Here is a 14,210-nt window from a genome sequence, read left to right as displayed (position 1 = left end):
GCCTTTAACAAATGTGTTTCAGCTCTTCTATGTAGTGAAGCGCCTCATCATATTCTTCATCTGTATACTTCTGTTTGCTTTTTATCGTAAACACTTTCTCTTTCTTTTCCTCAGCTTCAAGGCCGTCAAAATACAAAATCGTAGACACCAGCTCCAGAAACCGGGATGAGCGGCTGTTGACGCTGTCGATGTACTTCTTCATATCCGGCATCGTAAGCTCCGCATGATGTAAAAACTCGGCTCCCGTCTCCGTCAGCGAGTACCGGTATTGAAAGTAGCCGCCCTTTTTTTCCTTCACCTCATCCAGAAACCCAAGATTGCACAGCTCTTCAATTCGAAGCGTCAGTTCTTCGGAATACGGGCCGTAAAAATGAAAATCATATTTTTCGTAGAAAGGATACTGCATTTTCTTCGCGATATAAATGATTTTCTGCAGCTTTTTCCGCCCGATGATTTCTCCAGAATCCGAGAACACCTTCATCAGTTTTGCATGTTCTTTCAACAAATTCCCGACATCTCCTTTTCCTTCTTTACCAAAATCCTTCTATGTCAGTCCCAGCAGCTGCCGGATTTTTAATTTTGCTTCAGGGTTTTCTGAATCGTCACAAATGAGGTCCATCGGATAGTAGAGCTTATGGTCCGTCCGGCGTTTGCCCGAAATGGATTCGACAATGGCGGACTGCCTGGACAGCTCTTTGATCTGGCCGTTCTGCGTTAACAGGTGAATCGGCAGACGCTCCTCCTCTTCACCCGGCCGGTAAAAATCATACGGCAGATCCGATGAAGAATCGACCACTAAATAGTAATTGGGATCAATTCCCGCCTCTTTAAACAGAGCGGTCAGTTCAAAATAAGCCGACATTTCCTCATTGGGGTTAAATTCGGCATATTGAAACAGCTGGCGGTTAATAAAGCGGCGGCACAAGTCGGACAGAATCGGGTCCTCTTCTTCCTCCCAAGCCTGGAAGTAATATAAAATGATGGCTTCATCAAGCTTCAGATAATCCGCAAGCGTCAGCTTCCCTTCAAAAATGGAATAAAAATGAACGGGAGCATGAGTGAATATATACCCTTCTTCATGGAGCTGCTTCGCACGGTGGAGAATTTTCGTCAAAATGACTTCAGCGCTTCTCGTCACTGGATGAAAATACACCTGCCAGTACATTTGATAGCGGCTCATAATATAGTCTTCGACGGCGTGCATGCCGCTTTGCTTAATGACGATCTGGTCCTCTCGCGGACGCATCACCCTTAAAATCCGTTCCATATCAAAATGTCCGTAGCTGACGCCCGTATAGTATGCGTCCCGCTGAAGGTAATCCATCCTGTCGGCGTCAATCTGGCTCGAAATCAGGCTGACCACCTGCTTGTTTTTGTATGTTTTGGCAATGACTTCAGCAACATCCTGCGGAAATCCCGGTCCCGCCTTTCTGAGAACCTGATTCACCTCGGTGTCGCCGAGAATGATTTCCCTCGTATAGTCTTCATGATCCAGATGAAAAACCTTTTCAAAGGAATGCGAAAACGGCCCATGTCCCAAATCGTGCAAAAGCGCGGCGCTGAGACAGAGTTCGCGTTCATTGTCATCCCATTCAGGACGCCCTTTAAAAACATCATCAACCATTCGTCTGACAATCTCATAGACGCCGAGAGAATGGTTAAAACGGCTGTGTTCCGCGCCGTGAAACGTCAAATACGTCGTACCGAGCTGTTTGATCCGGCGCAGCCGCTGAAATTCACGGGTGCCGATCAAATCCCAGATCAGCTTGTCCCGCACATGAACATAGCGGTGAACGGGATCTTTAAACACTTTTTCTTCTGATAATTTTCCGTTTGGATACGCCATCGTCATTCCCTCTTTTTTTTAGCCGTGATTCTATTATATCGGCTCTGTAATTTGAAAACATCCTTGAATTTGTCCGGCGTTTTGTTCCAGTTTTCCGTCATTGATTTTTTGAAGCAAAAAAGCCTGACCCATCGGGCGAGGCTGTCATAAAAATACACATTTACTTTTTGATCTTCTTTTTCACTTTCTCAATCAGCTCGTCCTCAGTCGGCGCCGACAGCGGGCGGTTGTTTACGAAAGCAAACGATTTTTTGCGTCCGGGCCCGCAATATGACTGACATCCGACCTCCACTTTTGCATCCGGGTCAGCTTCTTTCAAACGCGGCAGCAAAGTCTTAATATTGGTGGCCTGGCAATCATCACACACTCGGAATTCATTAGCCATGATGTACGCTTCCCTTCATTCAATGTTCCTCTATGTTAAATCTTAATTTTAAAAACGAAAAAAATCACATCACATCTCATTGTACAAGGATTCATCTTATCCTGCAAGGCTCTGCGTATCTCTCATTCTTTCAGCCAATTTGTATAAATATTTTCCAATCTGGACATTCTAATACCATCAAAGATATTGGGGGTTGAGAACATTGACAAAACAAAGACAGGACGCCTGGTCGGAGGAAAATGACCTGCTGCTTGCGGAAACCGTGCTCCGTCACGTTCGGGAAGGAAGCACGCAGCTGAATGCCTTTGAAGAGGTAGGCGATAAATTAAACAGAACGTCGGCAGCGTGCGGATTCAGGTGGAATGCTGTCGTCCGCCATCAATATGAAAAAGCGCTTCAGCTTGCCAAAAAACAGCGGAAACAGCGGATGCGCGCGCTCGGAAACGGCCAGCCGGCCAAGAAGAAACTATTATACCAGCCGCCTGCACCGGATGCGGACATCATGCAGGAAACCGCAGCCGAAGAGACGGTTCAAACGGAAGCGCCAAAAGAAGATCGGCAAGCCGTCATGTCCGGCGAACATATGCCTTATGTCGATGAAAGCTTCAAGGAAGAGTTAGCTAGTTTATCACATTTGCTGGCGCCTCAGCAGCCGAGCCAAAAGGCGGAGCTCACAATGGCAGACGTCATTCAATTTCTGCAGAGCTATGAAGGCAGCGGAAAGCAAACTTCCGCCCTGCAAATGGAAAATGACCGTTTAAAACGGGAAAACCAAGAACTTCAGTCTAAAACCGAGCAGCTGGAAGCGGCCGTCGAAAAGCTTGAGAAAGATCAAAAAACCATTCAGGAAGACTACGAAACCTTGGTGAAAATTATGAACAGAGCCAGAAAACTAGTTTTATTTGAAGACGACGAGCATGCCTCTCCGTCCTTTAAAATGGACCGGAACGGCAATTTAGAAAAAATGGCCGAATAACGGAAAAACCCCTTTCCTTGTCATGGAAAAAGGGGTTTTTGCCATTTGTCAATGACGCGCATCCTGATCTATATTAATGTAAACATTGTTCAGGAGGCCTTCTTCCCGCAAGGGCTGCGCATCTCGGTCCCCGCCCGCACATAAGCATAAAGATTCAATTCCTCATCCCAAATGGTTCTTGGGAATTATTGATCGATTAGCTACTGTGCAATACACTGTATAGAGAATACAATTATTAGATATGATGGGAATGATAGTAAATGAGTAGCCAATTACGAAAAGGAGCGTTGGAACTTTGTGTGTTGTCCCTGCTTCTTTATGAAGATTTATATGGTTATGAATTAATCAAGATCATAAGTGAAACGTTCCCTGTATCGGAGGGCACCATCTACCCCATATTACGAAGACTCACAAAAAATAACTGCCTAAAAACGTATACAGCAGCTTCCGATCAAGGCCCATCACGCAAATATTACAAAGTAACAGAAGAAGGCGCCTTTTATCATCAAACATTAAAATCGGAATGGCTTGACCTGTCCGAAAAAGTGAACAGCATCATTAAGGAGGGAAAATGAATGTGTAAAGACCAATATTTAAAACATCTCCGGCGGGAAATAAAAGATCTGCCGGAACGTGAGCAAAAAGAGATACTCGCCGATATCGGCGAAATATTCCAAATGGGCGGCGCTGAAGGAAAAAGCGATGAACAAATCGCGGGCAATTTAGGAAACCCCAAAACACTTGCGCGCGCCTTAAAAGCGGATATTTTCATCAGTGATGCCGAGGAGCAGAAAACATGGCGCTCGTTTTTCAAAGCATTCGGCCTGATGCTGGGGATGGGCATGTTCAACTTCATGTTTATGCTGACACCGTTTCTTTTTGCCTCTGTTGCGGTGTTAAGTTTGATGGCGATCGGCCTGATGCTGATGACCGGATCATTCTTTCTCCTTGTAAAAGTGCCGATTGTAACAGCCATTTTTAACGGATGTATGGTTCTTGGAGCAGGTATGGCGGTGTTTATGGCCGGATTTGATCTTTCGAAACTGATATTCCGCATCTTTTTGCGCTATTTCAAATGGAATGTCAGCGTTGTAAGGAGGGAAAACATTGAATCGAAAAATGTGGTATAGCATTGCTCTCATTTTAATCGTTGCCGGCCTGATCGGAAGCATGTTCTTCGGTTTTGACGGCTTTTACCCTAAATCATAAGGAAGGTGTGCAAATATCATGACTGAACCAGCCCTGATATTAAAAGATGTCTCTAAAACAATCAATCATACCCCCATTGTACAGTCAATTTCTTTCGATGTGAGAAAAGGCGAGATATTCGGCCTTTTAGGGCCGAACGGCTCAGGAAAAACCACTATTTTCAGAATGATCGTACAGCTTATTAAAAAAACAGAAGGAGCCATTTCATTCAGAGGCAGACCGGACAGCGACTTTGAATATTTTATGAGACATATCGGGGTTATCATTGAAGGCCCGGATATGTATCCGAATATGACCGCTTTGCAAAACCTAAAATATTTCACCAGACTGCGGAGCAGCTCGCTGCGAACGGATGACCTTATGAATACCCTTGCAAAAGTCGGATTGGAGCAGGCTGCCCGCAAAAAAGTGAAACATTTCTCATTAGGCATGAAACAGCGCTTGGGGCTCGCTTATTCTCTTCTTCACAATCCCGGATTATTAATTCTGGATGAACCGATGAACGGCCTCGATCCTAAAGGAATGAAAGAATTGCGCACCATTCTTTCCGATTTAGCGAAGCAAGGGGTTTCTATTTTATTATCAAGCCATTTATTGTCGGAAATGGAGGAAATTTGCGATAGGGTTGCCTATATTAAAAAGGGACGGATTTTAGGAATTGAAGACATGAAGAACAGACATGACCTTGGTCAGAAAAAGCTGTTTACCGTCACGGTCGATCATCCGGCAAGGGCGAAAGAAATATTAGAGCAGGACGGTATTCTTCAAGTACAGCAAAAAGACAGCCGCATCATTGAATTGGAAGCGGAAGAAGATACCATCCCGTATGTCATTAAATCTTTGGCAGAGAAAGAGATTCTGATTTCCCGCGTTTCTGCAAGGACTTTGTCATTGGAAGAGAAATACATGATGATTACAGATCAGGAGGACGCGGTATGAGCATATTTCATCTGGCGCAGAACGAATTCATAAAAATAACCCGAAAAAAAGGCACACTTTTATCTCTTTTTTTCCTGTTTCTCATCGTTTTGCTGGCCGGCCTTATTATGAATCATGAGTTAGATGCTTCCTCGGATAACAATTGGAAAGAACGGCTTCTCGCCGAAAAAAAACAGGAAGAAATTGATAAACCGGCTGAAACGACAGGCGTTTATTATTCTGCTGATGTTAAGAATAAAGACTATTATTTGGAGCATAACATCAACCCTTATGAATGGAACGGCTGGAGGTTTTTCGGCACGGTTACTTCAAACGGGCTTGAGATTTTCGTAAGCTTAACAGCGATTTTAACCGTCAGCGGGGTTGTTTCTAAAGAGTTTGCCCTTGGGACGATTAAGTTTATCGCTACAAGCCCGAACCGAAGATGGCGGATTTTAACATCGAAATTTCTGGCCTCCCTTCTGTTTACCGGTATGATTTACTTATTTTACTGTGTGAGCTGTTTGCTGATCGGCGGCGTGTTATTCGGTTTTTCCAATGCTTCATATCCGCTCGTCTATACTCATTTAAATGACAGTCTGTATACCATCAGTTCAATCAAAGCATCCGGAATCATTCTGCTTTTGCGTTTCATATCAATTATAAGCATTGTCACCATTGCGTTCACTTTGTCAGTATTGTGCAAAAGCCAGGCGCTCTCCCTCTGCTTATCGATTTTACTGCTGTTTGCCGGCAGTATATTGGGCGGAACTGATTTGCTTGCCCAATTTACGTGGTATAAATTTACGCTCTTTCCGCATTTAAACCTCGTTGCTTATGTAAATAAAAGCGCGGGTGATGCGATTTCAACGTTAAACATCCCCTATTCCGTGACGGTTATAGCGATCTACTTTCTTATTTGTTTATTGATTTCTTTTTCCGTCTTTCAAAAGAGAGACATTACAGCATAGACAGAGAGGCGGCGGCATAATGAGCGGACGGCAGGAAATACTGCCGGTCCAGCAATTTGCCGCTGACCGCCCCTTGGTCCATCGCTAATGGATTCAAATAACCGAAGCTCCCGCTGCTTCGCTGCTGAAAGCGTAGAAATTCCCGCCCTTCCCGTATAAAAAGCGCCTCATCGAATTGGAGAAATTTCATAATGGCTGTGTATTTTGCAACGGCGTCAATGTGATACTTTCTGCACTCGGCTAACATTAAACCTGAAAAAGCAAAGTCTGATGTTTTGTACCATTCCGTGAGAAAAGGCTGCAATTCTTTCATTTGCAAATAAGTGACGGCATAAAGGGCATCCGCCTGTTCTTCCTGGATGCCGCCCGGTGCCATGAGCAAATCGGCCTCACGTTTCATTGCGGTTTCTAAGAACACGATCAGTTCTTCCGGGGTCACCGCCCCGAAATAAGCTGCTAACACCATGAGGATCATAGAGGAAGGCTCTGATTTCAGTTCCTCTTGTAAACCGCGGACCATTTGTTCAAGTCCGTTATGAAAAAAGATGCTTTTTGCGGCATCCATCCTGCGGTATATATGATACGCATACGCGAACAGGACCGGATGGCATTCGTGCGTTTTTTCTCCAAAATAACGGTCTAAGAATAGAATGACTTCTTCTGTATCCTTTCTTTTTTCAAAGTGATGACATGCCGCTAAACCGCAAAACAGGTGCATGAGATCATCTGCTTCCATTTCTTCCGGCTGCAGCTGAATATTCTTCCAAAAACCCAGCAGCCATTCTTCTGTTTTTTTTATATTAAAATGTTCCTTGACTATCTGCATGTTCCACACTCCAGATTCAGAATCTCAATCGCCGGCAGAAGAGCCGGAGCACAATGAATGGATGGATTCTCGTTATTTATATGATGAAGAGCCGCTTGACAGCCATAAAAAAATGGATCGATACACGATTGGATAAATAACATATTGCACAGCTGTTTCATTTTTCGGCTGCCGAGACAAAACACAAGCCATTTTTGAATGGACGCCTTCAAGCCGGGATGAAGCAGATGCTCTCCCTCATTCAAATGAAGAAGACAGTACTCGACAAACTCCAGCTCGTTTTCAGCTGTTCTTTTCCATGCGTCATGGAGCAAAGGCTGAAACATCGAATTCTTGTAAAAGCGCACTTTTTCATGGTCAGTTGACATTCCCAGCTCGCTCAGCAAACCAGCGAATTCGGCGTATTTAAAATAAGGCCATTCTTTTTTTATAAGATAGCCGTTTTGCAATCCGTGACGTATGACTTGATCATCCGAATCCATTCCCTGCTTCTTTTTATAAGCTTTTGCCGTTAAATAGATATGAATCAACTCATTGACAATGGCCGTGTTACAGTGAAACAGATCTTCCCAGCATGACTTATCAACGAAAGCGGAGGCAATCCTTTCAGTATGTTCTTTTACAGCGGAAGAATGGCTCGTCTTCCTGCAGTATTTGCAGAAGCCGGCAAACAGCTCAATGCTCTTTTGATCCGGAAGCGATTGTTCAGCAAAAGATAATAAAAATTGATCCGCCTCTTCAGCTAATCTGTTCAAGTTAATCGTTCCTTTCTGCTCTAAGACAGGCATGCGCGGCACCCGCGGCGACAAGTGTTGTATGATAGCAATGTTTGAACACATCTTCTCTTCGCTGTTCACCTTTCAAACCGGGTTTATGTTGATAGGTGATGCTCGGGACATTCCCCTCTTTCATTCGGCCCTGATAGATTTTATTCCAGGCTGCTTCATAGAGCGGTTTATGGTTGTCCTTATCCATGTCGATATGTAAAAAAGAGCTGCACATCAATAATTCACTGGTAATATCTAAATTCTCAAGACAGATATAGATCCCGAGAAATTTCAGGACCTTTTCTTTTAAGGACGGCAGATGATACTCTTTATCCGTAAGCGAAGAACATCCCATGTCTGTTATATAAAAAATCGTATGAGTGATGCTGTACGCATCATGATCCGTCATATATGTATTTGGGATATCCTGACCAGCTGCTGTGTAGTGATATAAGTCAGAAAAATCCGTTATTTCCGAGGTTACGCCTGCTCTTTGCAGACTGTACTTCAGATCCATTTTCCGAAAGGGAATTTTAGCAAGGCTGCGATCAAAACGCGCTGCCGTGAATTTTTCCAGCTCCCATATCACCGAAGCCCGTGACGGATGATCAGTCAAGGTAAGAAATTCACCCGCAATAGCCAATCCGGCGAGACCGTCCGGATCAAAATGAATAAATTCTTCAAGCTGATCATTACGGAGCCTTTCTGTAATAAACTCCGTTAAAACAGCAACTTCCTTATCATCTGCCTGATTTCTGATCAGGTAATTGGTAAGAAAAATGAGTTCTATAAATGTTTTAAGGCGCCACCTGAAATCATTCGCTACTTTATGATTCATATCAAAGTAATGGATATTTTTAACAATCCATGACAGTGCTCCCCGCTTAATTTCTCTTATATACTCTTGTGTCACACTCTCACCGCCTCGTCTCAGATGTGTAGGCTCCAAACAGTGATTATCCTACTTTTGAGCGGCTAAATCAGAGAAATTCAAATTCGGGTTTTGATTGTCTTCTTGGCTCGGCACTACAAGCACCCAGCCGCTCCAAGCGAAAGAATTGCCTGATTGTTCCGCATCTCCGGCTAACAAATGCGTCGGGATCGTGATTCTTTTTTCTTCTTTTATTTTTTTAAAGTTCATATCTCCATCTCCTTCAGTTTATAGAATTATTTGGAACCTACATAAATATATTAATCAAATAAGGTATATAATGTAAACTAGTTTTGGTATAACACTTCTTTTTCACTATAACTAAATAGTATATAATTACCAAAAACAAAAAAGCCCGGACTTAGTCCAAGCTTTCCTGCGTGCCGAACACCTTCTCATTCCGTTCCAGCATTCGGGTCAGATTTTTTTCAAATACCTTCTCTTCTTCCGGCGATAATCCGGCTGCATACAGGCGGCCGCTGAGTTCCTTCAGTTCGGTCAAAAGCGCCAGCATTAAGTCTTGCACGGTAATGTCCGTTTGCAGCAATTCGCTTAATGAAGCCATCGTTTCGGGCCGGATATCGGGATATACGCCTTTTGTATCGTTGCTTTTGTCTTTTAAAGCGGCTTGATAGAAATGTCTGATCAGATCGGCGCGTTCGCTTCCGCTTTTATCGGCGCAGAGGTAAATCTGAACCGCGGTTCCGCCCCGCAGGCGTCTTTGTGAGATTCCCGCGAATTTTCGGCCGCCGATGCTGAGATCGTAGCTGCCCGGACAGTACGATCCTTTAATTTCATATGCTTTAAGTTCGGCATTATGCGGACGCAGCATCCGCCGCACCAGCTCTGTCATCGCCTCGTAGCCTCTGTCGATGTCGATGCCTTTTTTCTCGTCTTCAAAAATAAGCGAGATATTCAATACGCCTTCGTCCAGTACGACGGCGAGGCCTCCGGAATTGCGGACAATGACACGGTAGCCTTCGTCCTCCAGCAATTTCACGCCGTCCTCTAAAAACGGCAGGCGCGTGTCCTGAATGCCGAGCACGATCGTCCGGTGGTGCACCCAGGAGCGTGCCGTCGCAGGCGATTCCCCTTTGCCTACGGAGGCGCACAGCGTATCATCCATTGCGAATGACTGCTTCGCATCAAAATAAGGGCCGAGGCTGGATTGGTCAATGATTCTCCAGCTCGGCTGCATCAGTAAATCAATCGGTTGCTTTCCCATCTATATTAAATCCCTTTCGTCATAGGCTTTCCATGCATTTATTATATCACTCCGCTTGAGATGATTGAAATTGGCTTTTCAAAAGTGCGATGAAGATTTCTTTGTTTTTTGTGTTCTCCATAATGGAAGATTGGATGATAGACAGTTTCCGTTTTAAGGAGAATCCTTTTATCTCAAGCACGGAAATGCTGCCGTGAAGCAGATCCTTTTGCACCACGCTTTTTGACAGAACGGAAAGACCCATTCCGCTGATCACGGCTTCTTTGACGCCCTGGTTGCTGCTGATCGTCATCATGGATGTCGGCCGCAGTCCGTTTGATTGAAGAACGTGGTCTAAATATTCCCTCGTTCCCGAACCCTTCTCCCTCGTCACCCACGCTTGATTTTGCAATTCGGCAGCCGGGATGTTTTTTCTGCCGGCGAGCGGGTGTCCGTTCGGTGCGGCAATGCACAATTCATCCTCCATAAACGGCTGAATGTCGAGCTCATTTTTCCCCGTATGCCCTTCAATTAACCCGATATCGGCTTGAAGCATCCGAACCGCTTCGCTGACCTCCTCCGTGTTTCCGATCATGACGTCCAGGTTCAGCTCGGGATACTCGTTATGAAGCTTTGCGAGAAGCGGCGGCAGAATATATTCGCCGATGGTAAAGCTCGCGGCGATTTTGAGCTTCCCTTTGACATAATGATGATGGGCGTAAATTTCGGATTTGGCCTGTTCGTACAAAAAGACCATCTGCTTGGCGCGCTGATAGAGAATGTCCCCCGTCGGCGTAGTCGTAAAGTGCTTCGGAGAGCGGTTCAGCAAGGCGGTTTGAAATTCTTTCTCCAGGTTTTTAATGTGAAGGCTGACGCTCGGCTGAGAAATCATCAGCTTCTGCGCCGCCTTTGTAAAGTTTTTTTCTTCCACGACGGCAATGAATGTTTTCAGTTCCCCATAATACAAAAAGCATCGCCCCTAATCATTATTTTCCCTAATCGTTTAGATCATATAAATATATTTTACTAATGATTAAGACCGCAGTAAAGTGGAGTTATCAAGATAATGGGAAGTGACTGAGATGAAGATGGTAAAAGGTGTTTCAGTTACCGCAGGAATTGCGTTTGCGGCTTTCTATGTCAGCCGCCTGCCGTTTTTGCATATGTTCGGAATGCTTGTCCTTGCCATGCTGATCGGCATGCTTTGGCGCGCCGTATTCAGACAGCGGGCGGCATTAGAGCCGGGGATCGCGTTCTCAAGCAAATACTTGCTGAAAGCAGGCATCATCCTGCTTGGTATGAGACTGAATCTGGCGGATATCTATCATGCGGGCTGGCACGTATTTGCAATTGCCGTCTGCTGTATGATGTTTGCGGGTGCCGTTGTATACGGACTGTCCCGGCTGTTCCGTATAGATCAGACACTCAGCACGCTGACAGCCTGCGGCACAGCGATCTGCGGAGCGGCTGCCATTGCCGCGATCGCGCCGCAGATCAGATCAAATGAAAATGCAGCCGCCATCAGCGCGGCCGCCGTTTCGTTATTAGGAACCGTTTTTACTGTTGTATATTCTCTTTCTTATCATGGATTGGGCTTTTCTCCTGCGGCTTACGGAGCCTTTTGCGGGGCAACGCTTCACGAGGTGGCGCATGCGGCGGCGGCCGGCAGCGCCGGAGGAAAAGCAGCCGTCGAGATGGCGGTGATCATCAAACTGACCCGGGTCGCGCTGCTCGTCCCGGCCGCATTCATGCTCGGAATGCGGGCGCGCCGCAGCGGAAAGTCAAAGACGGCTTCTGCCGCTTCGCTCCCCATCCCTTGGTTTATCTTCGGATTTCTCGGAATGAGCGCCATCCATACATCAGGCGTCATTTCGGCCGCGCATTCCGAATTTCTTGTTCAAGTGTCTTATGTTTTCATCGGCATGGCGATGGCGGGTCTCGGTTTGAAAGTCCATATATCGGCGTTTCGTCATAACGGCTGGCGGGCGCTCACAGCAGGCTTGATCGGTTCTCTCTGTTTGTCCTTGTTCGGCTGGGCCGCAGTGACGTTCTTTCTATAAAAAAATGCCGGCCCTCGTAAAGGCCGGCATTTGCGGATTACAGCGCTTGAGCAGCCGTAATTAACGCAAGATTGTAGACGTCTTCCGCATTACATCCTCTGGAAAGATCGTTTACAGGCATATTTAATCCTTGCAGAATCGGTCCGACCGCTTCGAAGCCGCCTAAGCGCTGAGCGATTTTGTAGCCGATGTTACCTGCTTCAAGGCTTGGGAATACAAATACATTCGCGTCTCCTTTAATGTCGGAGTCCGGCGCTTTTTTCTCCGCGACAGACGGCACAAATGCAGCGTCGAATTGGAATTCGCCGTCCAGCGTAAGCTCAGGCGCTTTTTCCTTCGCAATTTTCACGGCTTCAGCCACTTTGTCCGTCTCATCTGATTTCGCCGATCCTTTTGTAGAGAAGCTGAGCATGGCAACGCGCGGGTCAATGTCAAACATTTGAGCCGTATTGGCGCTTTCAATGGCGATTTCGGCAAGGTCCTGGCTGTCAGGGGCAATGTTGATCGCGCAATCAGCGAATACATATTGCTCGTCACCGCGGGCCATGATGAAGACGCCTGATGTTTTTTTCACGCCTTCTTTTGTTTTAATGATTTGAAGTGCAGGGCGCACCGTATCGGCTGTAGAATGTGCAGCTCCGCTGACAAGTCCGTCTGCGAGACCTTTGTACACAAGCATCGTGCCGAAATAGTTTTCGTCCAGCAAAGCTTTGCGGGCCTGTTCTTCCGTCGCTTTGCCTTTGCGGCGTTCTACGAAAGCCTGAACGAGTTCTTCCATGCCTTCATATGTATGCGGGTCAAAAATGTCCACGCCGTCAAGCGTAAGGTTTAATTCTTTCGCTTTTGCTTGAATGTCTTCTTTATTGCCGACTACGATCGGCTTTAATACCTTGTTGCCCGCCAAGTTGTTGACCGCAACCAGGATACGTTCGTCCAACCCTTCAGGAAATACGATTTTCACATCTTTTCCTGCGACTTTTTCTTGTACTTTTGTAAATAAATCTGCCACGATATACCCTCCTCTATGTTGACAAAAAACGCTTACTTTTACAGCATACTCTTCTTCCAGCTAAATTCAAATAACCAACTTCCATTATAGCGCTTTCAAAAAGAAATCTTATTTTTCTAACTAATTTAATTGACCGTTTGTTCACGGCATAGTTTCTGACACAAGGCTTCGGATTATTCAAGGTTTCTCCACAGCCGAAACGGTTAAACTGTGATATAGTGAAGGCATCAATGAAAAGATATAGGAGTGAAGATACATGAGTGAGCAGCAAAAAACGAACGAAGCCGCCCAAACGCTTGACGGCTGGTACGCGCTTCACGATTTCCGCACAATGGACTGGACGTCATGGAAGATGTTATCCAGCGATGAGCGCCTGTCGATTATTCACGAATTTACGGGACTGCTTGAAAAATGGGGCGTCGCCCAAAAAGAAGGCAAAGGCTCGCAAACCATCTACAGCATCGTCGGACAGAAAGCTGATTTTATGCTGATGATTCTTCGCCCGACAATGGAAGAGCTGAACGAAATCGAGCTTGAATTTAACAAATCAAAGCTTGCTGAATTTACAATCCCGGCTTATTCTTACGTGTCCGTGGTTGAGCTGAGCAACTACCTGGCAAGCGGAGAAGGCGATCCGTATGAAAATCCGCATGTCCGCGCCCGCCTGTATCCTGAGCTGCCTGAAGCGAAATACGTCTGCTTCTATCCGATGGATAAAAGAAGAAGCGGCAATGACAACTGGTACATGCTTTCTATGGATGAACGCAGAAATCTGATGAGAAGCCACGGCTTGATCGGACGGAGCTATGCCGGTAAAGTCAAACAGATTATCACGGGATCTGTCGGTTTTGACGATTACGAATGGGGCGTCACGCTCTTCAGCGATGATGTGCTTCAGTTCAAAAAACTTGTTTACGAAATGCGCTTTGATGAAGTCAGCGCGCGCTACGGCGAATTCGGTTCATTTTTTGTCGGAAACCGCTTGTCTCTCGACACGCTTCCGAAGTTTTTGCACGTGTAACACCCACCCGCCTGTCCGGCGGGTTTTTCCTTTGTCAGAATTTAAATAAAATTTGCTATTTTTATCATTTTTTTTTACGATGTAAAG

General features: G+C 45.6%; 17 protein-coding genes. 7 read left to right on the top strand and 10 right to left on the bottom strand.

The features are described 5' to 3' along the window. Window positions 1-4: 4 nt before the first annotated feature. From G9F75_RS01795 to G9F75_RS01785, 3 genes are all read right to left on the bottom strand, one after another. Window positions 5-505, bottom strand: coding sequence for a YwgA family protein (locus G9F75_RS01795; RefSeq protein WP_007407653.1), 501 nt, complete (start codon window positions 503-505; stop codon window positions 5-7). A 39-nt stretch (window positions 506-544) separates the two neighbouring features. After that, entirely contained in the window at window positions 545-1,846 is a 1,302-nt protein-coding gene (locus G9F75_RS01790; protein ID WP_003151035.1) for an HD domain-containing protein, read from the bottom strand. 160 nt (window positions 1,847-2,006) lie between these two features. Beyond that, window positions 2,007-2,231: a YuzB family protein gene (locus G9F75_RS01785; RefSeq protein ID WP_003151034.1), complete on the bottom strand. Its 225-nt coding sequence runs from the start codon at window positions 2,229-2,231 to the stop codon at window positions 2,007-2,009. 202 nt (window positions 2,232-2,433) lie between these two features. On the opposite strand from G9F75_RS01785, the gene G9F75_RS01780 reads away from it, so the two are divergent. The 5 genes from G9F75_RS01780 to G9F75_RS01760 all read left to right on the top strand — a co-directional run bounded on the left by G9F75_RS01780 (window position 2,434) and on the right by G9F75_RS01760 (window position 6,305). Then, window positions 2,434-3,207: an RsfA family transcriptional regulator gene (locus G9F75_RS01780; protein WP_012118695.1), complete on the top strand. Its 774-nt coding sequence runs from the start codon at window positions 2,434-2,436 to the stop codon at window positions 3,205-3,207. Window positions 3,208-3,467: 260 nt separating this feature from the next. Continuing rightward, the gene (locus G9F75_RS01775) at window positions 3,468-3,782 is read left to right on the top strand and encodes a PadR family transcriptional regulator (protein ID WP_026092292.1); all 315 of its coding nucleotides are present in this window, start codon (window positions 3,468-3,470) and stop codon (window positions 3,780-3,782) included. Further along, complete coding sequence (locus G9F75_RS01770) at window positions 3,783-4,337, top strand: HAAS signaling domain-containing protein (RefSeq protein WP_088461817.1); 555 nt, start codon at window positions 3,783-3,785, stop codon at window positions 4,335-4,337. Window positions 4,338-4,434: 97 nt separating this feature from the next. Beyond that, window positions 4,435-5,355: an ATP-binding cassette domain-containing protein gene (locus G9F75_RS01765; RefSeq protein ID WP_103526553.1), complete on the top strand. Its 921-nt coding sequence runs from the start codon at window positions 4,435-4,437 to the stop codon at window positions 5,353-5,355. Then, complete coding sequence (locus tag G9F75_RS01760; protein WP_014419138.1) at window positions 5,352-6,305, top strand: ABC transporter permease; 954 nt, start codon at window positions 5,352-5,354, stop codon at window positions 6,303-6,305. Before G9F75_RS01765 ends, G9F75_RS01760 begins: the two co-directional genes overlap by 4 nt. Here the strand turns inward: G9F75_RS01760 and G9F75_RS01755 are convergent. From G9F75_RS01755 to cysL, 6 genes are all read right to left on the bottom strand, one after another. Next, complete coding sequence (locus G9F75_RS01755) at window positions 6,295-7,131, bottom strand: hypothetical protein (RefSeq protein WP_167408896.1); 837 nt, start codon at window positions 7,129-7,131, stop codon at window positions 6,295-6,297. The two genes, G9F75_RS01760 and G9F75_RS01755, sit on opposite strands and share 11 nt — an antisense overlap. Then, window positions 7,122-7,919, bottom strand: coding sequence for a hypothetical protein (locus G9F75_RS01750; protein ID WP_021494776.1), 798 nt, complete (start codon window positions 7,917-7,919; stop codon window positions 7,122-7,124). The genes G9F75_RS01755 and G9F75_RS01750 overlap by 10 nt, the downstream gene beginning before the upstream one ends. Then, window positions 7,888-8,811, bottom strand: a complete 924-nt coding sequence (locus tag G9F75_RS01745) for a DUF6895 family protein (RefSeq protein WP_014721963.1) — start codon at window positions 8,809-8,811, stop codon at window positions 7,888-7,890. The genes G9F75_RS01750 and G9F75_RS01745 overlap by 32 nt, the downstream gene beginning before the upstream one ends. Window positions 8,812-8,859: 48 nt before the next feature. Next, window positions 8,860-9,039, bottom strand: coding sequence for a hypothetical protein (locus G9F75_RS01740; protein ID WP_003151018.1), 180 nt, complete (start codon window positions 9,037-9,039; stop codon window positions 8,860-8,862). 151 nt (window positions 9,040-9,190) lie between these two features. Then, window positions 9,191-10,054 (bottom strand): octanoyl-[GcvH]:protein N-octanoyltransferase, encoded by an 864-nt coding sequence (gene lipL, locus G9F75_RS01735; protein ID WP_072176932.1) that lies wholly within the window; start codon window positions 10,052-10,054, stop codon window positions 9,191-9,193. A 46-nt stretch (window positions 10,055-10,100) separates the two neighbouring features. Then, entirely contained in the window at window positions 10,101-11,000 is a 900-nt protein-coding gene (gene cysL / locus G9F75_RS01730; RefSeq protein WP_095060303.1) for a cysJI operon transcriptional regulator CysL, read from the bottom strand. A gap of 115 nt (window positions 11,001-11,115) precedes the next feature. Between cysL and G9F75_RS01725 the strand changes: the two genes are divergently transcribed. Beyond that, window positions 11,116-12,093 carry a YeiH family protein gene (locus tag G9F75_RS01725; RefSeq protein ID WP_167408895.1) on the top strand — a complete coding sequence of 326 codons (978 nt, stop codon included), beginning with the start codon at window positions 11,116-11,118 and terminating at the stop codon, window positions 12,091-12,093. Between the two features lie 37 nt (window positions 12,094-12,130). Here the strand turns inward: G9F75_RS01725 and pta are convergent, their stop codons facing one another. Then, window positions 12,131-13,102, bottom strand: a complete 972-nt coding sequence (gene pta / locus G9F75_RS01720; RefSeq protein WP_003151012.1) for a phosphate acetyltransferase — start codon at window positions 13,100-13,102, stop codon at window positions 12,131-12,133. 256 nt (window positions 13,103-13,358) lie between these two features. On the opposite strand from pta, the gene hemQ reads away from it, so the two are divergent. After that, window positions 13,359-14,123, top strand: coding sequence for a hydrogen peroxide-dependent heme synthase (hemQ, locus tag G9F75_RS01715; protein ID WP_003151011.1), 765 nt, complete (start codon window positions 13,359-13,361; stop codon window positions 14,121-14,123). Window positions 14,124-14,210: the final 87 nt, after the last annotated feature.

The sequence above is a fragment of the Bacillus sp. EKM208B genome, from assembly GCF_011800725.1.
In the GTDB taxonomy this organism is placed as follows: Bacteria; Bacillota; Bacilli; order Bacillales; family Bacillaceae; genus Bacillus; species Bacillus velezensis.
The sequence above is the reverse complement of the archived record's forward strand: the minus strand, read 5'-3'. Positions and strand labels throughout refer to the sequence as shown.